This is a genomic window from Paenibacillus taichungensis, from assembly GCF_013359905.1.
Classification (GTDB): Bacteria; Bacillota; Bacilli; order Paenibacillales; family Paenibacillaceae; genus Paenibacillus; species Paenibacillus taichungensis.
In genome coordinates this window covers 732462-757123 of sequence record NZ_JABMCC010000121.1, presented here as the reverse complement: position 1 = coordinate 757123, position 24662 = coordinate 732462, and the positions used below count along the sequence as shown (strand labels likewise).

The 24662-nt window shown below is 40.4% G+C and carries 22 protein-coding genes; 6 read left to right on the top strand and 16 right to left on the bottom strand.

What is annotated here, in order from left to right; all coding sequences use genetic code 11:
• Window positions 1-107: 107 nt before the first annotated feature.
• The 4 genes from HP548_RS31155 to HP548_RS31140 all read right to left on the bottom strand — a co-directional run bounded on the left by HP548_RS31155 (window position 108) and on the right by HP548_RS31140 (window position 3696).
• The gene (locus HP548_RS31155; protein WP_175383830.1) at window positions 108-905 is read right to left on the bottom strand and encodes a GNAT family N-acetyltransferase; all 798 of its coding nucleotides are present in this window, start codon (window positions 903-905) and stop codon (window positions 108-110) included.
• Window positions 906-988: 83 nt separating this feature from the next.
• Window positions 989-1669, bottom strand: a complete 681-nt coding sequence (locus HP548_RS31150; RefSeq protein ID WP_217504870.1) for a hypothetical protein — start codon at window positions 1667-1669, stop codon at window positions 989-991.
• Window positions 1670-1856: 187 nt separating this feature from the next.
• The gene (locus HP548_RS31145) at window positions 1857-2729 is read right to left on the bottom strand and encodes a carbohydrate ABC transporter permease (protein WP_063564040.1); all 873 of its coding nucleotides are present in this window, start codon (window positions 2727-2729) and stop codon (window positions 1857-1859) included.
• A 16-nt stretch (window positions 2730-2745) separates the two neighbouring features.
• A complete protein-coding gene (locus tag HP548_RS31140; protein ID WP_053780273.1) occupies window positions 2746-3696 on the bottom strand; it encodes an ABC transporter permease in 951 nt (316 codons plus the stop codon).
• Window positions 3697-3877: 181 nt separating this feature from the next.
• Here HP548_RS31140 and HP548_RS31135 point away from each other — a divergent pair, with 181 nt between their 5' ends.
• From HP548_RS31135 to HP548_RS31125, 3 genes are all read left to right on the top strand, one after another.
• Window positions 3878-5692 carry a sensor histidine kinase gene (locus tag HP548_RS31135; protein ID WP_175383828.1) on the top strand — a complete coding sequence of 605 codons (1815 nt, stop codon included), beginning with the start codon at window positions 3878-3880 and terminating at the stop codon, window positions 5690-5692.
• Between the two features lie 187 nt (window positions 5693-5879).
• Window positions 5880-7487: a response regulator transcription factor gene (locus HP548_RS31130; RefSeq protein ID WP_175383827.1), complete on the top strand. Its 1608-nt coding sequence runs from the start codon at window positions 5880-5882 to the stop codon at window positions 7485-7487.
• Between the two features lie 108 nt (window positions 7488-7595).
• Window positions 7596-9278 carry a type 2 periplasmic-binding domain-containing protein gene (locus HP548_RS31125; protein ID WP_175383826.1) on the top strand — a complete coding sequence of 561 codons (1683 nt, stop codon included), beginning with the start codon at window positions 7596-7598 and terminating at the stop codon, window positions 9276-9278.
• A gap of 106 nt (window positions 9279-9384) precedes the next feature.
• Here HP548_RS31125 and HP548_RS31120 read toward each other — a convergent pair whose 3' ends face one another.
• Window positions 9385-10596, bottom strand: coding sequence for a hypothetical protein (locus HP548_RS31120; RefSeq protein WP_175383825.1), 1212 nt, complete (start codon window positions 10594-10596; stop codon window positions 9385-9387).
• Between the two features lie 57 nt (window positions 10597-10653).
• Window positions 10654-11253, bottom strand: coding sequence for a hypothetical protein (locus HP548_RS31115; RefSeq protein ID WP_175383824.1), 600 nt, complete (start codon window positions 11251-11253; stop codon window positions 10654-10656).
• A 313-nt stretch (window positions 11254-11566) separates the two neighbouring features.
• On the opposite strand from HP548_RS31115, the gene HP548_RS31110 reads away from it, so the two are divergent.
• The gene (locus HP548_RS31110; RefSeq protein ID WP_175383823.1) at window positions 11567-12115 is read left to right on the top strand and encodes an RNA polymerase sigma factor; all 549 of its coding nucleotides are present in this window, start codon (window positions 11567-11569) and stop codon (window positions 12113-12115) included.
• Window positions 12116-12303: 188 nt separating this feature from the next.
• Window positions 12304-12633, top strand: coding sequence for a hypothetical protein (locus HP548_RS33565; protein WP_246318277.1), 330 nt, complete (start codon window positions 12304-12306; stop codon window positions 12631-12633).
• Between the two features lie 132 nt (window positions 12634-12765).
• On the opposite strand, the gene HP548_RS31100 is transcribed toward HP548_RS33565, so the two are convergent.
• The 8 genes from HP548_RS31100 to HP548_RS31055 form a co-directional block, all read right to left on the bottom strand.
• On the bottom strand, window positions 12766-13011 hold the full coding sequence (locus HP548_RS31100; RefSeq protein ID WP_217504869.1) for a hypothetical protein: 246 nt from the start codon (window positions 13009-13011) through the stop codon (window positions 12766-12768).
• Window positions 13012-13144: 133 nt separating this feature from the next.
• Window positions 13145-15934, bottom strand: coding sequence for a KAP family P-loop NTPase fold protein (locus HP548_RS31095; RefSeq protein ID WP_175383822.1), 2790 nt, complete (start codon window positions 15932-15934; stop codon window positions 13145-13147).
• A 224-nt stretch (window positions 15935-16158) separates the two neighbouring features.
• Window positions 16159-16821, bottom strand: coding sequence for a hypothetical protein (locus HP548_RS31090; protein ID WP_175383821.1), 663 nt, complete (start codon window positions 16819-16821; stop codon window positions 16159-16161).
• Between the two features lie 236 nt (window positions 16822-17057).
• On the bottom strand, window positions 17058-17618 hold the full coding sequence (locus HP548_RS31085) for a YdcF family protein (protein WP_175384033.1): 561 nt from the start codon (window positions 17616-17618) through the stop codon (window positions 17058-17060).
• 757 nt (window positions 17619-18375) lie between these two features.
• Complete coding sequence (locus HP548_RS31075) at window positions 18376-18723, bottom strand: SRPBCC domain-containing protein (RefSeq protein WP_246318276.1); 348 nt, start codon at window positions 18721-18723, stop codon at window positions 18376-18378.
• 371 nt (window positions 18724-19094) lie between these two features.
• Entirely contained in the window at window positions 19095-19499 is a 405-nt protein-coding gene (locus HP548_RS31065; RefSeq protein ID WP_175383820.1) for a hypothetical protein, read from the bottom strand.
• 219 nt (window positions 19500-19718) lie between these two features.
• Entirely contained in the window at window positions 19719-20324 is a 606-nt protein-coding gene (locus HP548_RS31060; protein WP_175383819.1) for an oxidoreductase, read from the bottom strand.
• Window positions 20325-20698: 374 nt separating this feature from the next.
• Window positions 20699-21298 (bottom strand): hypothetical protein, encoded by a 600-nt coding sequence (locus tag HP548_RS31055; RefSeq protein ID WP_175383818.1) that lies wholly within the window; start codon window positions 21296-21298, stop codon window positions 20699-20701.
• A gap of 190 nt (window positions 21299-21488) precedes the next feature.
• Here HP548_RS31055 and HP548_RS33140 point away from each other — a divergent pair, with 190 nt between their 5' ends.
• Complete coding sequence (locus tag HP548_RS33140; protein WP_217504868.1) at window positions 21489-21722, top strand: hypothetical protein; 234 nt, start codon at window positions 21489-21491, stop codon at window positions 21720-21722.
• Window positions 21723-21883: 161 nt separating this feature from the next.
• Here HP548_RS33140 and pyrH read toward each other — a convergent pair whose 3' ends face one another.
• Together pyrH and HP548_RS31045 are read right to left on the bottom strand one after the other, a co-directional pair.
• On the bottom strand, window positions 21884-22621 hold the full coding sequence (pyrH, locus tag HP548_RS31050; protein WP_076290102.1) for a UMP kinase: 738 nt from the start codon (window positions 22619-22621) through the stop codon (window positions 21884-21886).
• 293 nt (window positions 22622-22914) lie between these two features.
• On the bottom strand, window positions 22915-24636 hold the full coding sequence (locus tag HP548_RS31045; RefSeq protein WP_175383817.1) for a helix-turn-helix domain-containing protein: 1722 nt from the start codon (window positions 24634-24636) through the stop codon (window positions 22915-22917).
• Window positions 24637-24662 lie beyond the last annotated feature (26 nt).

Below are 24662 nucleotides of genomic sequence, written 5' to 3'. Positions count from 1 at the left end.
AGCAGTATTGGGGTTATATGGGCATGGCGTTACGTCGCGATTCATTATACTTTACAGCATACAGGTGCAGGATCTTTCTCTACTTCGCTTAGATTTCATCAGACGGATCACGCATGATACCAATACATTGGATGTTCCCCGACCTTTTCAAATCCCAATTTCTGAGCCAGTTCATTTGATGCCAGATTATCCGCGTGACAGCTCCAGTTGGGAATGAAATTCTTGGCTAAGCATTCTTTTATAAAGAATACTCCCAATTGACTAGCCAATCCTTGTCGTTTGTATTCTTCAACGGTAATGATATCAATCTCCGCATACCCTCCACCAACATAAGGGGATGTACAAACACTAATCAATTGGTCGTTTTTCTTGATGAAATGCCCGATCCCATATTCACAGAACTGTTCGGTGGATGACCATACCAGTTGATAGTAGGGATAAAATTTGTCTCTATACTCCTGAGCTATGACTTCATTCAATGACAAATATTCAAACGGCTTTTGAACCGTTGCCTCTAGCTCTCTGTAAGATTCCATAAATTTCTCTTGATTAAACAAATAATATGTGCGAGTTATCTTTTTGGAATGCTGTATGTGATATGAATCGATCTTGTTCGCCCAAGCTGTTGTAAAGACACCTAAAGCAAAAAAGCTATGATGGTTCGACTCTTCGTTCATAAACTGGACAACATCTGCGATAAACAACTCGTCCTCTTCATCTCCGGCCAAACAGTAAAAGCCACCGTTGCTGGTAATCAATACAGAGGTTAGTGCGCTCTCTTCATTGACAAACACTCGACCTTGTTGCGTTTGATCAATAACAGAAAGTGCGTAGACTGCTTTATTCTGGATCGAATCCAATAAAGGTAACACCGTATGATATTGATCTATTGTAAGTTCTCTCATGCTCAACCTCCTCTTTTCCGTGATTTGCGCAAACAATACGTATACTATACAAAAAAATTATCCCAAGTAATTCTTTATAAGTACTATTTCGAATTCACCCCTGTTCCTCTATTTGACTGCACTAATAAAACTCGCTTTAAAAATAACATCATACACATGTGTATAACTATCATAGTACTCAAGTGCTTTTTTCTCTCTTGGTAGAAAGACTTTAATCTTTCTTTATCCCCGGTATTGACATAAGCTATTAACTCAAGACTTGCTTTTTTGTATGCTTCTACACTTTCTCTCACAGGAGAAAAATCATAGGAATTATAGTCCAATACAGGAGTAAATGTATCTGGACTGATACTAACATTCGATTCAGCTTCCTCTATGAACTGTTGTAATTTCGAGAAGTCTACTGACTCTTCTAATATCACTTTGCCAAGAATATTAACCACTTCTTGATCGATCTTGTTGAATCGAGTTGTAAAAACATGATCGAAAACATGCATCTCTATTAAATTTCTCATGTAAAGAAAATAACTATTCACCAGATGAAGCGTTGAATTTTTATATTCTACAGAGAATCTCACACCTCGAAGAATGTTGGCCGGGATATACACACGACCGTCTATGATTTTGGGTTCGGCACCTGCTGGGGTCTTTAGTTCTTTTTCATTAAATACCACACTTATCTTTTTTGGTGCACTTATAGCTGTATAAGCCATGGACGCGCTTAACAACGACAAATCAAGGGTAACGATCATCAGCTTCTTCACTTCGTACACACTCTTCGGTATGAATAATAGGGATCACCTTCAATCAGCTTTCATCGTACCATTTTATTCAAATAGAGGTAATACACTATGCACGATCTGTATATTTTCCACAAAAAAGAAGCCACCTCCCTGGCCTTCCCCAGTTCAGCAACTCCTTTTTCACACCTATTCGTACCGTTACTCGACTCTACTCCTTCACAGCCCCCACTACAATCCCGGTTACAAAGTACCGTTGCAGGAATGGATACACGAGCAGGATCGGCAGCGCACTGATAAAGATCTGTGAGGCCCGAATGGTCCGTTGGGACAGGTTCGCTACAGCTTCCGGATCGAGCTTCGACATGTCGGCTTGCACGATGATCGTCTGCATGAATGTCGCCAGTGGCAGCTTTTCTGCATCACGGATGTAGATGATCCCGTCAAAGTACGAGTTCCAATGTCCGACCATCATGAAGAGAGAAACGGTTGCAATGACAGGTACGGAGACGGGCAGATAGATTTTGATAAATGTCTGCAAGTGCCCTGCCCCATCAATAAATGCAGCTTCCTCCAGATCCTTAGGAACGGTACGGAAGAAATTCAGCAGCAGGATAATGTTGAACACCGCAACCAATCCCGGCAGGATCAAGGCCAGCAATGTGTTCATCAGTCCCAGCTTCAGAATCAGGATGTACCCCGGAATGAGACCACCGCTGAACAGCATCGTGATGACAAAATACCACAGATAGATGTTGCGTGCACGGAACACCCGCGTTTCCTTGGAGAGCGCGTAGGCTGCAATCGTATTGACGATTAACGCAAGCCCTGTTCCCAGTACCGTCCGCTCTACGGACACCCACAGGGAGGAAAGGAAATTGCTATTAGCGAACGTCTTAGCATACGCCTCCAGTGTAAAACCAATCGGCCAGAACGTCACCAGTCCAGCATTGGCAGGAGCAGATGCGCTCAGTGATACCATGAGTAAGTGATACAAAGGCAGCAAGCAGAGCAGCGAAAGGATGGTCAGTAACACATTGTTGATTATGCTGAATATGCGGTAAGGCATCGTTTTATGATACATGAGTTCGTCATCCTTTCTAGAAAATTCGGTATCCGGCGAATCGGTAAGCCAGTCGGTAGGAGATCACAATCAGGATCAAACTAATGACCGATTTGAACAGATTCACGGCGGTAGCGAAACTGAACTGCCCACTTAGCAGACCTTCTCTATACACAAACGTATCGATAATATCTCCTTGTTGGTAAATCAATGGACTATATAAGTTAAAGATCTGGTCGAAGTTGGCGTTAAGCACATTGCCCAGTGCCAGGGTTGCGATTACGATCCCAATGGGAATAAGTGCAGGGATGGTAATATACATCGTTTGCTTCCAGCGTCCTGCCCCATCAACTTCAGCCGCTTCATAGAGTGCAGGGTTAATGCCAGACAGTGCCGCGAGGAAGATGATCGTGTTGAATCCAAACTCTTTCCAGACATCACTCGCAATAATCGTGAATCGGAACCAGCTGCCATCCCCCAGGAAGAATATTGGCTTAATGCCGAATACGGAGACCAGGAACTGATTGACAATACCCGTCTGCGCCAGAATATCGATCAGAATGCCTGACAGTGTAACCCAAGACAAAAAGTGCGGCAGATATACGAGCGTTTGAATCGTTCTTTTCAGCGCCATCTTCCGTACCTCATTGAGCAATAAGGCGAAGACAAACGGAATAATTAGGTTCATAATGATCTTGGAACAGGCAAAAAACAGCGTATTCCACGTAATTTGCAGGAAATAATCATTTTCCCACATGTATCTGAAGTGCTTCAGTCCGACCCATTCGGAATCGAAAAAACCCAGTGCAGGTTTATAGTCTTGAAATGCCATCAAAATCCCGGACATCGGAATGTATGAAAATATAAAGACCATAATGGCCGCCGGCAACACCATCAAGTGCAGAATCCATGGTTGTTTGTAGCGTTTTTTTGTTTTTCTGTTCGGCTTGCTCCCAATGTCCGCCTGAGGTACCCGGTTAGCTTCCATATTAGCCTCCATAGCGCGCTCCTGTTCCCAAAAAAAGTTTTTGTGTGTAATGGGGATCTCTGCTATAAATAGTATCAGGCATTTCTCAGGTCTGACTATATAACATTGTTAGGCTTGATAGTGTTTTGTTAGGAACATCATCTGAAGAGGTTGTTTACACAGAATTTGAAGGAGACTTTTTATGAATACATGGAAGCGCTTTATAACTTTGGGAAGAACGTCCAGATCCCGGTTTAGTCTGTTTGCCAAAATAAACTGTTTAATTGTGGTCCTGTTCATCCCCATTATTATCATGTATACCTACTCGAACAACGTCACTTATGATGTTGTAAGCAAAGAGCTACAGGTCTCCAATACGAAGCAGCTCACGTTTTTATCCAGTCAGATCGATTCACGAATCAATCAGATGATGGATTTCAGTCTTATTCTCTCAAGAGATCCCAATGTCAGAGCATTTAATGGCTTGAACATATGGAATGATCGATATGACAAGATGCAAACCCGATATGTTATTCAGGAAAAGCTGATGCTTCAATCCGGGGTTACCGATATATGGCCTACTCGATACGCTGTGCATTCACAACAGAATCAAGATGTCATTGCCAACTATAATAGAACATCCGGGTATGATGAGGATTATTTGAAAAGAAATATGAGCGGACAATGGACATACGGTGATGGTGCCGAGTCCAAAGAGGATATGAAATCCTTTTATTGGTTCTTTACGGATTCCTTGGCCCAGCCGGGCATGTTGACGGGAAGCAATCTGGTGATTGAAGCCAGCTTCAGTTATGAGAACATTCAGAACATGCTGGATACGTATAAGGCAGGTGGACAAGGCGATCCCTTCTTTTATCACAAAGGAAATTCACCCATTCTGAATCGCAGTGCAGACAAGCAACTATCCGAGGAACTTATTCGTTATCTGGACGAGCACTCGCCAGAGGATACCACACAGGATGTCGTCAAGCTGAACGGGAAAAAGTATCTGGTTAGCTCGGTGAAATCTTCCTATCTGGATTGGCATTTGGTCGACGTCGTACCACTTTATCAGATTCTACAGCCGATCTCGCTCAGTCGGAATTTGTTCTATCTCTTTATGATTCTGCTGTTTGTGGTGGGCATTTCCGCTTCGATCCTGTTATATCGAAACATTCAATATCCGATCAAAAAGCTGATCCAGGGCTTACGCCGTGTGCAGCGCGGAGACTATTCCGTACGTCTGCATAGCAAGGATCAGAATGAATTCTCATTTTTGTTCCATCGATTCAATGATATGTCCCATCAGATTCAAGACCTGATCGAGAACGTGTTCCAGGAAAAGATCAGGGCCAAAGAAGCTACACTGAAACAGTTACAGGCGCAGATCAATCCTCATTTTCTGTATAATTGTCTTGGCTATATCATCAACATGGCCCAGATGAAGGACGAGCAAGCCGTCGTCTCCATGGCGCATAACCTAAGTGCCTACTACCGTTATACGACACGTGTGGAGCGGGAGACATCTTCTCTGAAGGAAGAGATCAATCTGCTCGTCAACTATTTGGATATCCAGAAGCTGCGTAATGGCAGAATTGAATATCACATCGACATCCCTGAGGATATGCTAGCCCAGTCGGTACCACGATTAATGCTTCAACCCATTGTGGAGAATTCCGTCATTCATGGCGTGGCGAAGTCGTATTCATCTGGTGAAATCCGGATTACTGGCGAGAACTCGAACGGGTTCTGCAAAATTTACATCGATGATGACGGACCTGGCTTGAGCCCGGAACAGTTGGAAGCGTTGAATCTGAAAATGCAGCAACCGCTGCAGGAGGAAATGGGCTGTGGCCTATGGAACACGAATCAGCGAATCATGCATCTATTCGGCAATCAATCCTACCTTCTATTCGGCCCATCCCCTCTCGGCGGATTCCGAACCGAGATGATCTGGGAGATTCCCAAAGAGGATACTGATTCCGATAAAGGAAATACCGATACGAATTTAAGTTAAGCTACATTACACGCTAAACGGAACGGGCAGAACAAATCTCGAAAAGCGAAGCGCTCGCCTTTATCCCCGGATTTCCCCATTGATTAGAGATTCAAAAAAATCTGGGGATAACAGCGATTGAGAGATGGTTCTGACCGTGTAGTGACCACGTGAAATAAAGAGATTCTACTTTTAAGGAGTAAACACCATGCAAATGATCATCGTAGACGATGAAGCACACTGGGTAGATAACCTGTCCATGACCAAACCGTGGCATACGCTGGGGATCGAACAGGTGCACAAAGCATACTCGGCGAACGAAGCACTTCAACTGATCGATACGCACCCTATAGATATTGTAATCTCGGATATTCAAATGCCCGAAATGACAGGTATTGAACTGATCGAACGGATCAGAGTCCGTGACAAAAAAATAAAGTGTATTCTTTTATCGGGACATTCCGAATTCGATTACGCCAAAAAAGCAATCCAGTTCGAGGCCGTCGATTACTTGCTGAAGCCGCCAACAGACGATGAATTGATGGGAGCCGTTCAGAAGGCCATCGATCAATTAAATACCGAATGGGAACTCGTCAGTTCACTGAAACGAACCCAGTTTACCCTACGGGAGAATCTGCCACATTTGCGGGGTCGACTGCTCCTTGAGGCTTTGCAGGGACATCGAATTGCCTCGAGTGAATGGGCACGAAAACTTGCCAATTACGATCTGCCATTCCACGCCGGGGATTGTGCGTTAATGCTTGTACGTATGGAAGAAGAATTCGGGCAATATGACAACAACGACCAAACCTTGCTTGAATATGCGGTCATCAATATGGCGGAAGAGATTATGGATGAGTTTATGGAAGTGTGGGGCGTGAAGGAGGAGCATGGATATCTGGTGTTTCTGCTTCAACTGAAAGTGAACAACACCGACATTGGCAAAGAAACCATACTGGAGAAGCTTTCCGTACAACTTCAGTCCAAAGTTAAGCAGTTTCTGAAGGGTTCCCTCTCTATCGTCATCACCGAATGGTTCGCGTTTCCCGATCAGCTATATGATCGTTTTCGGCAAGCCTCCGCTTATTTCCGGCAAATTGTCGGCGACGAGCGCGAGTTCGTTATGCGGGTCAGCGACGTGGAAACTCCCTCGGCACAAGGTCCGCTGGATGTCCTGTATACCCCGCCCACGTTCATTCATTTGTTAGAGAGTGGTCAATGGGATGCGGCAGAAGAAAAAATACTGGCCGTCTGCGCGGAGCTGGATGAGAAATGGTCGGAATCATGGGAGCATTGCATGGAGGCTGGTTTTTTAATTACGGCTTCGTTCACCAATCTCGCACACCGTAACAAACTGACTTTGGCTAACTTAATGGGTGACGATATCGAGTGGTTACAGAGCGGAGAAGCTTTTACCACCATCAGTAAACTGCGTAAATGGTCGCTTAGTGTACTCAGCAAACTCAAAGAAGGCACGTCCAACGAGATCAAGGACATCCGTTCCGAGTATGTGAAGAAGATTCAGGATTTTACAGATAAAAACCTGCATCTGGATGTTTCTTTGCGTGTACTGGCCGACCATGTTAATCTGCATCCGACCCATTTGTCCAAGATCTATAAGATCGAAACGGGTGAAGGCATCAGTGATTATATCTCGCGCCTGCGCATGGATCGGGCCTGTCACAAGCTCGTTACGACCACCAAAAAAGTATATGAAATCAGCATGGAGATTGGCTATATGGACCCGGCTTATTTTATCAAAGTGTTCAAGCGTCAATTCGGCGTCACGCCGCAAGAATATAGAGACCAACATTAATTTGCATAAGAGAGTCCTATCGAAACTAACAAACTCATATAGATGCCCTCCCGCCCAAATTGGTACAGTTACACTTGTAAAGATCATACATCGTAGGGGGATTGAACAATGATCAAATTCAAAACATGGTGGTCACTGCTCATGGTTATCGCGCTCATCACGATCACTGCGTGCGGCAGTGGCGATACAGCCAGTGACAATGGTACCAAAGATGATACACCGGCAACCGTCGGTTCAGCTGAAGCAGAAGCTGCTTTTGCCAAAGGAAAATACGACCCACCCATCGAATTCAGCTCGGTATTGATGCCGAAGAAATACGTGCAAGGGGACACCAAAGAAAATAACGTGCACGATCGCTGGATGCTGGAAACGCTGGGTATGAAGCATAAAGATACCTGGTATCCGGCCAATGACGATCAATACAGACAAAAGCTTCAACTGGCTATCGCCTCTGGCGAGAAGCTGCCTGATTTCGTGTCCGTACCGACCAATGCGGTATTGACCAATCAGTTGATCGACTCCGGTCAATTCATCGCCATTGATGAGTTGTTCGACAAGTACGCGAGTCAGACCCTGAAAGATCACGCAGCAGCACATCCTGAACTGTGGTATCCATTCACCAAGGATGGCAAGAAATACAACATGCCGATCATGGAGTATACGGATAACGACGATACGCTACTCTGGCTACGTGAGGACTGGATGGAGAAGCTGAACCTGGAAGCTCCGAAAACCATCGCAGACCTTGAGAACATCATGGACAAATTCAAAAACGAGAACCCGGACGGTCTGTCTCCAGACAAAGTATTCCCGCTGGCGATCTCGCTGAAAAATAACACCAACACCTGGATGGGCGGGCTCGACTGGTTGTTCGGTGCATACGGCACAATCGAGGAGCAATGGAACAAAGACGCAAACGGCAATCTGGAGTACGGCTCCGTTAACCCGGGTGCGAAACAAGCCCTTGCCAAGCTGGCTGAATGGATGGACAAAGGTTATATCCATACCGACTCCGCCCTGTGGGACGAAGGCAAATCCGCTGAGAGCTGGACCGCTGGAAAAGCGGGCATTTTGCCTGGAGCAAACTGGGTACCCGACTGGCCGGCACCTGACCTGCTGAAGAACGTACCTGGCTCAAAATATAAAGCTTACCCTGTTCCGGCTGGCCCAGACGGCAAGATCGGTACGAAGTGGCAGAATTCTGGTGTCAACGCAAGTATCATGATTAACAAGGATGCGAAGCATCCAGAAGCCATCTTCCTGTACTACAACTACCTGCTCGATAACCTGGCTAACCCGACTGCGGGCAGTGAGTATGAATACGGCTTCGCCAAAGGTTACGACTGGGATATCATTGACGGACAACCGACCAGTGACAAAGAGAAGATCAAAGACTTCTCCAACGAATTCCCGTTCCTGACCGGTCCAGCACGTATCCCGGATCTGTACATGAAAACACTCGTGAAGCTGGCCAACGGCGAGAAGCCTGAAACACCTTACGAGAAACAAATGGCTGAATTCCGTAAACCGGAAAACTGGTATGCAGGTAAAGTCGTTATGTCCCAGATCGACATCCGTAAACAAAACTACTTTACTGGCGCAGCCACACCAACCATGGTATCCAAATGGAACCTGCTCCGCCAGTCCGAGATGGAAACCTTCAACAAAATCATCTATGGCCAACTGCCGGTTGATGCCTTTGACCAATTTGTTGCCAACTGGAAATCCAATGGCGGAGATCAGATCACACAAGAAGTAAATGATTGGTTTAAATCGGTGAGTGGGAAGTAAGAATTGATGAATTAACACAGGTCAAAAAAAGTATTAAAAAACAAGCCGAAGCGTGCATTGCCATCGCTTCGGCTTGTTTTCTATATCTAGTTAACCTAGCTTTATTCTAAGCTTCGTTTTGGAAAGCTTTCCTTTGAGCATTTATAGCTCCTGAGTCCTCTTCATTTAAAGATTGCACCTTGTTTAAGAGTTCTTTCAATTTCATTATTTTGATCGTATGTTTCTCAATAATAGCCTGATCCTCTTCTTGGAGAACTTCATTAGTTGAGAAAGCTTCAACAATTTTTGAACTTCTTTCCAAGCTTTGATTTATTTCTTGAATTAAATCAGCTTTAGACGAAGTGGCCGCAATCTCTGGTTGGCTTACTTCATATTCCTTAAAATCATGTGCGTAATAAAAAACATCTTCATCTGAATTCGTAAATTCCTCAATACTTCTTGAAGAGATATTCAGTTCCTTCGCTCTTTTGTCAAATTGCTCTCTTGGAATTTCTTCGATTCCGTACTTCTCTTTTTCTGTTACCGACATCATTCCCGGGTTCCAATTTTCATTCGTTTTAGCTGCTAAACTCTTTCCTGCACTACCAGCTTCAAGATTCCGGTATCTTACACCCGCAGATAAGAGTTCGTAACCCGGACCAAAAATCATATATTCAGTTGATATTTGGGCAGTCTGGTTAGGCTCCACATCAGCGATGAACCAGAAGTACTGACCGGTATCTGAAATATCAGATGACCAATCCCACTTCCTCCACAATCGATTATCTGTCGAAATAACGTCATCCACTGTACTACGCATTGCATCAACTAATCCAACAATTGACCATGCATATCCAGCACTTAAACTGTTAATAGCTGTAATTGCAAAACCAATAACAGCGCCAGCAAGAGAGCTATAGCCTGGTTTTGAACCTGAAGATTCTGGCGCAGAGCCAATATACTTACTATCTGCAGTAGACCATAAAGCTAATTTGCTAGTATTAGATGTTCCCTTTATATCAAATGAAGCTATTCTTATTCTACTAGTAGCTTTATCGTTGTATCTACTTGCTCCTGTTCCAACCAATCTGTAGTTAAATCCCCACGCTCGGCGGGAACTTGACCATTCCGCACCCATAAATCCAATCGAATAAGCGGTATAAATGTCATAGTGGTTATTACCAGCTTCATTCCAAGTAAAGGAATTACTCGCCTCTGTATGATTGACAGGCTGATCCGCTGCAAAAGCATGATTTCCAAACAATATTGTCGAAAAAATACTTGTAACTAGCAGTGCGCTTATAGTTCTTTTTAAAGGCTTTCTCAATAATGAATTCATTCAGGTCAACTCCTTTTAGTATTTGTTTCCTACAACAAGAAATCAAAATTAAGTACTTTAAAATACAGGAACTTCAACTGAATCTGTGCCCATTACTCTTTTTCCATCTTTCTCTTCTGACCCGACCTCAATACCAATTTTTAATGACTCAGAGGGAGACTTATCCTTTTTATCCGGGATTAAATCGATTACAATCGTTCCAGTACCTCCGCCATTTGTTTTGTAATTTCGTTCTCTCCCAATTTCAATCATTGTGCGCCATGAAGAGTCATCAGAAGAATTCATCCAGGTTGATACATACTCAACGGGCTTCAGTCCCGATTGAGATTCAGGGTAACTACTGGTGATGCTGGAGACACTCCATTGGTCAGGGATATAAAATGCAACACCACCCCAGTCAGCGGGGTCAATCTCTACATGTGCTACTATTTTTATATGATCAATATGCTCCTTCTCACCCTCAACGAATATCGATCCTTCTGTCATTGTTTTTAAATTTGTTGATCTAGCATCCAGATCAAAGTTTTTAACTTGAATAATATCTCCATTTACAACTGGCTCATTGGTTTCCTTTTTGTTGAAATTCAAAAAAAACAGAATAGACACAATCACAATAAAAATAAAAAGCAAGATTAAGTATTTAGATTTTTTTTTCATATAACCATACCTCACTTCTGCCCTTGTTTCTTTAAGCTTAACACATAATTAACGTCCTCCTTTCCTTATCAGCTCCTCCCAAACCCTCGCAGAATTAAATTCATGGTGTATAGGTGCATACATATATAACGTTACAATCTGCATTATCTAACGAAAAAAGTATGAATATGTAAAATTAAAAAATCAATTGAATCACATAGTTTTATGAATCAACAAAATTTAATAACTTATTATTCCATATAAGATGTATAATTAACAAATAACAGATTGTTCTGTTTCGTGTTAATTACATAAAAATTTATGGAGGACACGTATGGTTCAATGGTTTGATTTTTTTAGAGACCCACTAGACAGTGTCGATTCAACAATTCAGGAAACGGTGTATAGCTCTTTTTACAAGTTCGTATATCCAAAGGTTTATTCCATGATACTTGATCACTCATTAACAGAAGATATTATTCAGGATGCTTTCATTAAAGCAATTACAAAGGGTCCATATATTAGATCAGATGCAAATATCCCAGCTTGGATTAAACGCCTGACCTATAATACTACTTTAGATTACTTAAGAAAGTTGAATAAAGAGCGCCGCTTTTTGGCACACCCCTGTAGTTACAATACTGAAACTCTCAGTGATGCACTTACTGTGGAACGAGAAGTAGAGAGAACAGAGACTAACGAAGAACTTTACAGAGCAATTGACGAGTTGAAATTAGACTATCAAGTAGCTCTTCTATTATTTTATGTGGAGGGAAAAACGTATCGTGAAATCTGTCAAGAACTTCATTTAACAGAGTCTGTATTTACACAAAGATTAGCTAGGGCCCGAAAAAAATTACTTAACAATCTCCAAAAAAACTGATTTGCTAACTTCGACTTATGCCGGGCACGCGGGCATCCTGCCAGGCTCCAACTGGGTTCTAGACTGGCCTGCATCCGATCTGATCAAGAACGTACCTGGCTCAAAGTATAAAGCTTCACCCTGTTCCTGCTGGCCCAGACGGCAAGATCGGTACGAAGTGGCAGAACTCTGGTGTCAACGCAAGTATCATGATTAACAAGGATGCGAAGCATCCAGAAGCCATCTTCCTGTACTACAACTACCTGCTCGATAACCTGGCTAACCCGGCTGCGGGCAGTGAGTATGAATACGGCTTCGCCAAAGGTTACGACTGGGATATCATCGACGGACAACCGACCAGTGACAAAGAGAAGATCAAAGACTTCTCCAACGAATTCCTTTTCCTGACTGGCCCAGCACGTATCCCGGATCTGTACATGAAAACACTCGTGAAGCTGGCCAACTGCCGGTTGATGCCTTTGACCAATTCGTCGCCAACTGGAAATCCAATGGCGGTGATCAGATCACGCAAGAAGTGAATGAATGGTTCAAGTCGGTAAGTGCGAAGTAAGATTTGGATTTTAGAAAAGTAGAGATTATAAAAACAGCCGAAGCGATAGTTACACGCTTCGGCTGTTTTTTTAGGTAGAGATTGAGGTCGCTCCCCTGTCTTACGGGTTCGCGTTAGAGGGTTGATGAGCCTTTGTATTGCTCTCCTCCAGCATCGACTGGCCCAGTAAGGATACTGTGAGCTTAACCCCATCCCTCAGCCCTTGAATATACAACCGCTCATTCTCTATTCCTTTACTGAGAATGTATCGGCTCTCCCACTCAGCATATTCAGGTGTTTCCTCGATATCCTTGCCAGCAAACAATCCTTCGAACGCTTCGTCCTTTTCCTCACGTACACGACTCAATTCTGGGTCATGCTCGATTCGGGCAGATACTTCATCTAGCCTCGCCTGAATCGCTTGTTCAAACTTTTTTTCAAAATATCCTTTACAAGGGAAGAAGTTTAAAACATGAGGCTTGTGCTTTTTTGTTGGAACCTTACCTGTCCTGATCCTCTATTCTTCTTTGCTCATTAAACATTTCTTGAACGCTTTCCTCCCATTCTTCATGCCCCCTGTTATGCTCGTGAATCTTATTTAAAAGATTATTGATATTTTTCACTTCATTGATATCTCCAAATTTTAAAACTAATTCCATCGCGTTGTTAAGATCACTTTTCAAATAGATAACTCCATTAGAGGTATGCATGTTCACTTCGACTATTTCAGCTAACCTTTCATAGACATAATCGTAAATCTTACTTTTAGCGTAGAAGAATTCTTCCAGATATGAAGACGACTTGTTCTTTTTAGCTTCAGCTAACGCTTCTATAGTTTTAATATTTTTCTTCTTAAATACTGTCTTCAAAAAGTCATCATCCATGTAATTTGTCGATTTAAGAAATTGATTAATTAAAGTTTCTTCTACTCCCAGATTATGCTTATGGGAAAATACAATACTTAAAAACGATTCTAAGGTACCGTTATCATTTTCAAACCATTTTGAGACTCTATGCTTTACAATACTTTCATCCTCGAATTTAAACCATTCTCTCAATAAAGTCTCAGCTTCTTTAGAAGGAAGCTTTTCAAAAAAATCCATACTTGCTTGCTTATTGTATAGAGATCTTATCTTCGCACCCAGCTCTTCATTTAAAACTGTGTCAGACTCCCCTTTCTTTGACGACAGTTTATAAATAAGAATTGTTAGACTCAAACTCCAATCTTGTTCAAGTATATTTTTCAACGCAGCTGTTTCTTTAAGCATAGGAACGGTTACTCTTAAAAAAATTTCTATTACAAACTTGGCTTCTTGACTATCCATTTGCTCATAACGCCGCATTGCCAAATGAATCATTGTTGATTTAAGTTTTTCATCAGCTTGTTCAACATGAAATCTTAATTTTTTATATACATCATTTGCATCAAATAAATTCAATTCTTCGTCGTAAAGCTTATATTTCTCCTCTAAGCTCAATTTTTGATCTTTTAATTTGTCCAAAACTTTTTCTAACACTTTTTGCGGTACTTCTCTACTTGGTAATCCATATCTAAAATATTGAGCAAAATACTGAGAAGAGCAGATTCGCTTATCCTTATCCAAAATCAGTTGATTAATTCTCTTTTTGTTTTTCTCTCCACTATAAAAATACTCTGCGCGTGGAAAAAGATCAGTGAGAATATCTTGGTACTTCTCAACTTCAGAAACACTTTTCCGGAAATATTCTTTTAAGCCATCATTTAATCCTGTGGGTAAACCGAGACTTTTCCTCACAGTCCCCATCGTATCTCCTTCTACTAAATTGGAGCCATTTTCACCGATAAACCTGTAGAGTTCCGGAGACTTAACCTGTATCAAAAGCAAGTAGACTAAATCTTTTAAATTCACTTCTCCTTTCAAAATTGGAACGAAAAAACTCACCAAATTCACGAAGCGTACAGTATCCCTCGGTGTTACTTCCAGTGTGCTCATGTGTTGAAATAATTCATCCTGTTGTAAATTATCTTGCTTCAAATCTTCCGGCAACCGCTCCCAAGCCATATTGTTAATATTTAATTGTTCGGCCTTAGGAAGATATATAGGAAGTTGAATAAACTTATCCAAGTATCTTTTTCCAATCTCAATAGACTTTTCATCGTTAGACTCCGCAAGTGAAGCAGACACAACTTTTTCATCGAGCGCCAGTATGTAAGTTATTTTGGGAAAGTCAGCGACCAATCGAATGAGCTTAAACACCATTTTAATTTCGTCGCGATCTAAGCGGTCAATATCGTCTATGAATACAATAATTTTTTTCGTCGATTTTTTGAGTAATGTATCAATCTTCTTTTTTACATCGCTGATTTTAAGTGAGTCTTTTGACGGATTGTATTTATCAAGAAAATCTTTAAATGAAAAAATCATTCCTCCTGCCCTCAAATTAAATGCAGACATATAAGAAGCATACTGTCGAAGTTTTTTATCTAAAAGAGGATCAAAACCATTATCTTCTTTGATTATGTCAATAAGCTGAAATAGATAAGTTCTGATGATCTCATGGTTGTCCGAACCAAAATACCAAGGCTTAAAATCCATGGTTACATATTCCTTGGATTCATTTATTTCTTTTAATTCTTTTTTTATTAAAGTATAAACAGAACTTTTACCTGAACCCCATTCACCAAGTATGCCAATAGTGAAATTTTGAGCTCCTTGCTCAACGATTGCTTTCGTTATGTCACGTGCAAAATCGTATCTCTTAAGTGAATCATTTTCATATTCGCCCAATTCACGATCCTCATAATAATTGCGTTTTTTCTCTTTATCGATTTTATTTTCAGTCTCTTTCTTACGTGTTATCTCGTGCTTGTGTCTTCGAATCAGATTGATGACAAAAACAAAAAGCAATATGAAAGAGAAGAAAAAACTTATATCTGACAAATCAGACATCAACTCACCCGACCACCACGGAGAAGGACTCACCCACAAAGAATTAAATATAATAGCTACAGGTATCACAAAAAGGAAGTACTCGTTTCTTTGAGTAAACACCTCACTTGTACTGTCTCTTTTGCTATATCCTTGTAGGAAATAAAATAACACCCCACATACTCCAACTATACTCACCAAGACATAAAGAGTTATTCTAACTTTCGATTCTTCTATCCTAAATTCTGCTTGGTAAAGATGACGTGAAATGGTCAGAATCACTTGTATAATCAAAAACAAAACGATACATGTTGTAAGCTTAAAAATAAAGGAAGATAACTTCTGCCGTCGTTCTTCCGTTTTATTAGAGTCTGCTGTCATAGTCTCACTCTCCAAGTGTTCAATTTTTAAAGTTTAGCTCTATTTTGTTTAATTAAAGCTTGAAATAGTATCTTAAGTTATCACCTTTATTCTGTAATTACGTATAACGTTCCTGTATTCACGACTCAGCGTATGCTGAGTGTCCGGCACATGCCGGACCAAGGACGAATGTCCGTAGCGTGAATATTATGTTATAAGATGGTCGGTACTTCGCGAGATACATACTAATTTTTTTTGAAATAATCAGCTAAAATATTATATAAAGATATTATTTTAGGTTTATTTTTATTAAAATCTTCGACTATAGCTTTATAAAATCTATCGAAAGCAATGAATGAGACTACACTCTCCAACACAATTTGTTTAATATTAATCCACATTAGGACGTCGTGAAAAATCATTTTATTGCTCAAAGTTTCTATTCCTGCTATAAAAACTAAGATAAAAGAAATCAAATAAATGATAGTTTTAATATTTATTACTTCGAAAAATCCAAAAAGAATGTTTGTTATTACATTTTTATCATTGTAAAAATCAGTAGGGAATAATTTATATTGGTTTTGCAATTTTTTAGGTATGAAAGAGAATACGATAAGGGTGCCTGTTAGCGCCAAATAATTAGTAATCACTTGTCCTAGGCCAATTATCCAACAGAATAAATAAATGATTGAGAATACTAAGTGTATGGATAACGCTAAAAAACTCAAGCAAAAAATAATTATTAATATAACTGCAAGAACAACATATAGAAATAAGATAATTCTAGCCTTGAAATTTGACTCTAAGGATTCTCGTCTGGGGAGTATAAACAAAATAGCAAATAAAGCCACTATACCGACCAAAAAAAAGAACCGATTGATATAGAAAACAAAATCTGTAGGTTTCACAATGTAACTTCTAACATATTTTCACACCATTCTAATATTTTGTCCGACTTTCTTATAACGTTCTCAGTGTTCACGAACCCGAGAATCCTAAAGGAGCGAAGCGGTTAGGTTCGCAGTGTTGTCCGTCTGATATCACTTCCCGAAATGCCTCTGGCGGACCAAGGAGCCATCAGGCTCTGAAGCGTGAATATAATGTTATAAGATGTTGGTGCCTTCCTGAACTAATACTTTCACTGTCACTTATTGTTTATCCAATTTGGAATATGGTGTTTGAAATATTGTCCTATCTTCGTCAGTTCATTCATAACATAATTTATTTTTTGCTCATCCAAAAACCAGTTATCTCTTGTGGTACCAGTCTTGTCTGTTACCGAGCATACATAAAATTCTACCTCACTAGGAAATTCAACCTGATATGTAAGTAAAGCTCGTCTAGCAAAATAAGATTTGCAAACTAATATTGCTTTCCTTGGATTGATCCCCAGTTGTTGAAGAGACTCCCATGAATATCTTGCATTCTCAAACGTATTTGTCGCTTTATCTTCACGTAAGATTGAACTTTCTGGTACACCCAAATTTAATCCTACGTCTCTAAGAAACTCCCATTCAGTAGAGGAAACATTTGGAGTTGGTCCTCCTGATGGGAGAATATAAGGAGCCAAACCCTGATGGTATAATTCTGCAGCTCTCTCCATTAGTTGAGGATGACTACCACCAGGTATTAGTATTACATCAGACGTTTCAATAGCAGTTTCAAAAAACATAAACTCGGAAATACAATCAAAAGGATAAGGCAAGTCGTTCATCCTCCCTCTTATTTTCATAGTTTGCACCAATTTCTTATAACATCTAATTTATGTACTTCGTGAATACCACACATCCTGTCCATTAGCTAAACTACAACTATGATAACCCATATTGTGACATTTGCGAAGAAAAATTCGGTGAAAAAAGGGTGGTGTAGCATAGTACTCAATCTCCCAAATCCATCCGATCAGCGGGCTTTGAATACGCTGAATATTTCCCTACTAACATGCGTATATCGCTGAGTTGTACGTGCACTCGTATGACCAAGTAACTCCTGAATGTAAGCTATACGAAATAAAGTTGGTTCACTGAATGCTTTCCCAGCAAAAGTTATCCCAAATGGTCGACCGTTTTCTCTATACCCCGCTGGAATGGCAATAGACGGATAACCTGCTCTCGCGCATATATCCGCCCAAATATAACCAGGAAATTTTATCGCATCTAATTGATTACGGTCTATAGTGTAATCAATCCCTTGATTCTGTATAGTCCTAGTATCATCTTTATTTCCTCCCCATCTTGTCGGATTCAGATAACTAATCTGTATTCACGAATCCTTAGTCACGACAACATCCCACTATGGTGGTCAACGTTGAGGTAGGGTGTTATATTGAAATAACTTTTTTAATTCTGTTAACCTTCTATATTGAATGCTTCAATATAGATTTCACGCAGCTCAGTGGAGTTATCATGCCACTGAATGGGTTTACCATGGATAATTTGGACCAAAACATCCAGACACCTATGCTATCCTACGGCGGTATTCACTGCCCATGAATCATCGTTAAACGTATGGGTAAAGATCATTCGACATCCTTTATCCTCTTCCTGCAATGAGACATAGGGCTTTTCTAATTCTATAATGCTCCCCTCATATGTCGTTCCTTCACCATCATCAAAGGCAATCCTGCCACCAAGTCTGAGATCCATCTCTTCTGTTGCGAAAGGGGACCATTGGGCGAAGGAACTAGGATTCGTAATAACAAGGAAAACATCTTCTGGATTATGATGAAAAGATCGTACAAACCTCAAAGCATACCGACCGTTTGACTCATGTAATGTACCATATTCATTCATCATTACATCTTTCTTCATTCATCACATATATCATCTTCAGGTTCACCAACTTCAAAGCCCAACACTTTTGACGCTTCCGACTTAAATGTTTCTATCCAAGACACCCAATCATCAATATTCATCTGTGCATAAAATGATAATCCACTAGGCTCTACGGATACCTCAATAAAAACATCATCCTCTTCAGACCCAAACCAATATGGAATTCCACTTTTATAACCAATCTACCCTGGCATACGCTCATACACTTTAGAAACTTTATCCCATACCTCATCAGGCAGATCACACCTTATATTTAGGTTGCATTGATGAGAATTTATGTTGTTCATCTACATTCTCTCCCTCTACATTGGAGGTGTATGAAGATCTATCCTCTATTTTTATGTAAATCAAGGATAGATCTCTTGGTCTTTATATACTATTTTCGTTATCATTTTTGAATATTTTAATCTCGTTATTTCAATAAGTTCATTTGGCTGCATCATATTCACGATGTGAATATCATTTATTTTAATTTTGGTATTACCTCGTCCCAATCCTTTGACTATTACGATGTTATTATTCATATCTACTATTTGTCCAATTGTGTTGAACTGCTCTTGTTTCTTGAGATCAAGGTATGTTACAAGGCCAAGTATACAAAATATAATAAAGCAAAAAATTGATAACGCAGTTGTCCATGCAGGAGGATGATATGCTAAGTTATTGGTAGTTACTTGAATTACGATTATAAAAGTAAATAGAACGATGAATAGAAATTGCTTTTTTAATTTGCCTTTAGCTTTTTCGTTCATAGCTTCTCCTTATTAGGTTTTCTGGTATTTCACATAACGTTCGTGTATCTACAAACCCTCACTACCTCAAAGAGTGCAGCGACTTGCCGCGACACGATTAGATAGTGCAGGGTTACCTGCTGACTTCACTTCTTCGAATACTCTCAGCAGACCAAGAAGCGAAAGCAAAGCGGTGTAGATATGTTGTTATTTAGATGTCAATCGCCTTACAAGAACTACTTATAGATTGTATTTCATTTTCATTCTTTCATATAACTTATAATCCGTATTTCTATTTACAATCTCTCCAATTAACTCTTTCCATTTATTTTCAATCCACTTAGGACTTTGTTCTTTCAGAATATCCTCGTTAAATTGAATATCAATATACTCCAAATCTTGCTTAAGAACTCCTATATCCTTAATCAGTTGATTTCTCGATTCTTTTTCTAGCGATATCTTATTCGATAATATTTCGCCTATGATTTCTACTCTTATATGCGTATACATATCTCTAAACACATTATAGATTAAATAGGTTGAAGATAATTGATCTTCCCGGAAGTCGGATTTCAGAAAGACGAATGATTCTTCACCCACTTTCAAAGATACTGCCACATTTCCTAATGCGTGTATGACTGTTTCCTTCGAAGAATTGTCCTCTAAGCTTTTTATCACATTATCTAAATTGTAGATGGATTCTTTTATACCAATTTGAGTTCCATGATTCAGTTTAACAGTGTAATCAACCTTTTGATTGTCTTTGTACGCTTTGAATTGATAGTTGAAAAACATGCTTATTATCAATCCAACCATTAGTATGATTATTGCTATGTTTTTTTTCATTGAATCACCTCGTAATTGTCAATTGAATTCCTAAAATATCTAATTTTTTTGCTTTTTTAACATACAACATATTCCATCTACTAGTGCCTGAACTACGTATATGATAACCCATATTGTTACATTTAAGAAGGTGAATTGGCGAATAAGGGATAATCATTAGTTTTCTCAAACCCTTATCCATACGGAACAAAAGAAGAAAACGAAAATTGTTCAAAATTAGTAAAGGCACGGGTTTTACTCGCAAATATCCAGTTAATACACTGCATTTTACTCGTTTACGACATAAACAAGAAAAGGTCAGCCTAAAGAGGTTGACCTTTCTTGTTTATAAATTAGCACAGAACTTATTACATAACCTTAATTCATTTAATCAGTTAATCAATAATTTTTTTAAGCTCAAAAATAGTTGCCTCTGATAACAAGATAAGCCTATCGTTATTAACAGCTAAAAAGCTTAAACTTACAGGTATGCTCATTTTTGTAGAAGAGTCACTTATATCTATTGCCTTTATTTCATCATTTATATGTAAGTCTGGGTTATCTATTTTATAATATCTATAAAAAGAGTCAGAGTTATAGCATGTCGCCGTAATCTGATATAATGGATTTTTTAGTTCATATTGATATTTCTTATACTTTTTAAGTCCTTTTGATGAAAAAAAGTCTTTTTCGATTATAATTTTATCTCCAATAAATTTTTGCCCTATTGGATATTCAGAAGCATCATTATATGAATTTGCAAATCCTAAAAGCTTCTCAACTTTCCAAGTTCCATAGAAATATTTTTCAGTTTCACTATCCAAGCTTATACGGTCTACCGTGCAATAATCGGATGTGTTTTTTTGAATAATAGCCTCCTGAGTTTCAGGTTTAAGCTCACTAGAAGTATTGGGATTTGATGTCTTTTCAACATTTCCACAAGCCGATGCTAGCATCAACATTATCATCATACAAGCCAATATTGTTTTTTTCATATCTCACACTCCTACTATGAAGTTATGATTTCGCATGTTTACTCGCTTGCTAACTGAATTAATCCCCGTATGGACTAAAATCTTCTGTTCCTTCTTTTTATATCACCATGTGCTAAAAGCTACTTCCATACAGCGAATAATTCTTCACTGCTGTATAACAAATGGGGCGATACTTTTTCTTTACTTTCCGATGACTTTATCAGTTTTCCCTCAGTGTTTTGTTCTGGTTGAGTTGTTACTTGTTTACTGGGAGGTTCGCTCTAGCAGAAATTATATCAGAGCAATTGAAGCAAGGAATGACATAAAATTTACATTATTTATGAACAAAGTTAACTTTATGTTATCTAAATCACAAACAACAATTTCCAATATAACCCATACCCTTGCACTTGGTGACAGTGACGCTGGTATTACCCCAACTTAAAAGATTATGAATATCTAACTTGCTTTAAGCTTTGGAGGTCTGACTTTGTGGAGCCATAAACAAAATCCCACTCCATGGCCGAGTGGGATTTTGAATAGAACTTCTCTTTTGTGGAACTATCGTTTCGCTAAATCAAGGGAGAGTAGTATTGCTAACATATTTCATTCCAACTCTGAAACTGATTCGCCACTAATTATCGTACCGTTATTCTTACCTTCACAAATTTCTTTCATCGAACCTGGTTTATCGAAGTTAAACACATGCATTGGCAGATTGTAGTCTCTTGCTAAAATGAAAGCTGATTGGTCCATTACCTTTAAGTTGTGTTTTAAAACGTCGTTGTAATGAAGCGAACGAAATTTCCTTGCATCTTTATCAAACTTAGGGTCTGCATTAAGAACACCATCAACACCTTGCTTTGCAACTAATAAAGCGTCACAATTAACCTCGATGGCTCTTTGTACTGAAGGATAGTCTGTTGTAACGTAAGGTTGACCGTTCCCCCCTGCAAAAATTACAATATATCCTTTTTCTAGATGGTGGATTGCTCTTAGACGGATGTATGGTTCTGCAACTGAAGTAATAGGTATTGCGGTCATTACTCGTACTTCTTTTTTGGTCTTGGCTTTAAGAACTCCACGAAGCATTAAACTATTTACTACAGTCGCAAGCGTCCCAATGTTATCAGCTTCTGCCCTTTCAATCCCCCAGCTTTCCGCCATATTGCCTCTGAAAATGTTACCCCCACCTATAACTAACGATACTTCAACGCCTAAATTTACTACTGACATAATTTCATCCGCAATATGGTCTAACCTTTCTGGCTCAAAACCAAATTCAGAGTTTCCTGCTACTGCTCCACCACTTAGCTTAACGAGAACCCTTTTGTACCTTGACAATTATTACACCCCCATAAAATAAAAACACTAAAGCAATAAATGCTTTAGTGTCCTAATGGAATGAAAATATGAAATTACGCAAGTCGACTGAATGTAAGTCTTCCGTTTCCACCTCATACTCCCACTCCTTCATGTTTTTTCCATCAAGTAATTTTACATTACGTGAGGCTAAATTGCAATTACCGTCAATATTAAATCTGCAAGCAATTTCAATAAGTTATAATATGATTTACGATGAGCCGTATCAAAGAGCTACCTTGCCGTTTTACGAACAACAAAAAAATCATAACCCCTCAAGCCAACAACGCCTGTTCAATCTGATCCACAATGCCATTAATGCCTGTCGGTCCATAACAGCCGATCCATGTCGCAGCATCTACGGAATGTATTTGCTGTCGCTCACCCGTATCCAGCAACCCCCACACACGCTGTTCTGTCGCGGATATCCCATCCTGCATAAGCTCATTACTGAGCAAAAAGTAGTGACTGGCTTGTACAGCCGTTAATCTATCAACCGAGATATGATAGGCTGTGTCAGCGGTATCGGATACAAATAACGGAACAGGCAGACCCAGATCACGGTACAACACAGCACCTGTACGATGAGCGGCAGAGTGAACCCGAACGAGAGAGTCCAGCGGACGAATCAATGCCACACTTTTACCTGCCAGTACTGGAGCCAGTTCTTCGGACAGCAAAGCAGTACGTCGATGATAATCCGCAAGTATACGCTTGGCCTCTGCCCGCTTGCCTGTCAGTTCACCGAACAGACTCAGGATGTTCTGCCAGCTCTCATTACGCTTGAACATAATCACTGGAGCGATCCGGCTTAACCGTTCAACGTGCTGATCATGCACCTCGGTGCAAATAATCAGATCTGGAGACAGTCGTTCCACAGCAAGCAGATCAGGGTACTCATACGTTCCGAGCAATTCGGTAGTTTGAAGTCCTGCCCTGATATATTGCGGGAAATGGAACGTTGCACTTCCTACTCCTACACTTCCCGCTGGAGACAACCCAAGCGCAATCAAATGATCGGCATACTGGACATCAAGTACAGCGATACGTTGCGGTAACTCGGTGACAGTATACTCTCCTCGCATATGGCAGATCACCGGGCCTTGGGCTGACTCATACGAAGAAGCCAATCGATTCCGCAGCAAGGAATGAGCATAGTTTGCATCTGTTTCCGAAGCGGCAGCAAGCCGATAACGCAGCGGAGGAACGCCATAATATTTCTTAAACGCCCTACTGAAATAATACATGTCACGGTAGCCCATTTTGTCAGCAATTTCCCCAATGGGAGCATCCGTATGATGCAGCATCCGCGATGCATTCTCCATGCGTAGCTGGATGACGTACTCCATCGGTCCGAGCTGCTTCTCTTGTTTGAATCGTCGCTGCAACTGTCTTACACTGCACCCAGCGAGGGCTGCCAGCTCTTTAAGCTCCAGATTCTGACGATAATGCGATGATATATATGACACGACAACATCCACCATGTCGGACTCTGCTCCGCCTTGACCACATTCATACTCCATGATCAGTTCGTAGATCATCATCTGGAGCAACGCATTGGCATGAAAACGTTCCAGCCCTTCGCCACGACGCCATTTGGCAACGATTTTTTCCGCATTCTCGATCCATTCCGCTTGGGTCACCGGATTCTGAATAAACGAAGTTTGCAGTGGGTGTTTGCGATATGAGGGTATAACATGAGAGGCTCCTTCCATGGAAGAAGCCTTATAATTGATCACTATATAATAAAGTTCGTCTGATCTGGCGGTCAGCGTGAAGGATGTGCCCTCCACCACATGACAGGCAAAAGAAGCTCCAATGTGGCAAACCTCACCATTCATTGCAAGCTCCCCTTCCCCTCCGCATGCCAGCAGCAACACATTTGAAGTTATTTCTGTTTCGCTAAGAACACTGCCTGTCTGCAAAGTACCGCTATACCCGTCGAGCATCTTGATCGTCGTATCACTCCATAGACTTGTCTGTTCTTGCAGCGGCATTTCTCTCATCTCCTGACAATAGCAAA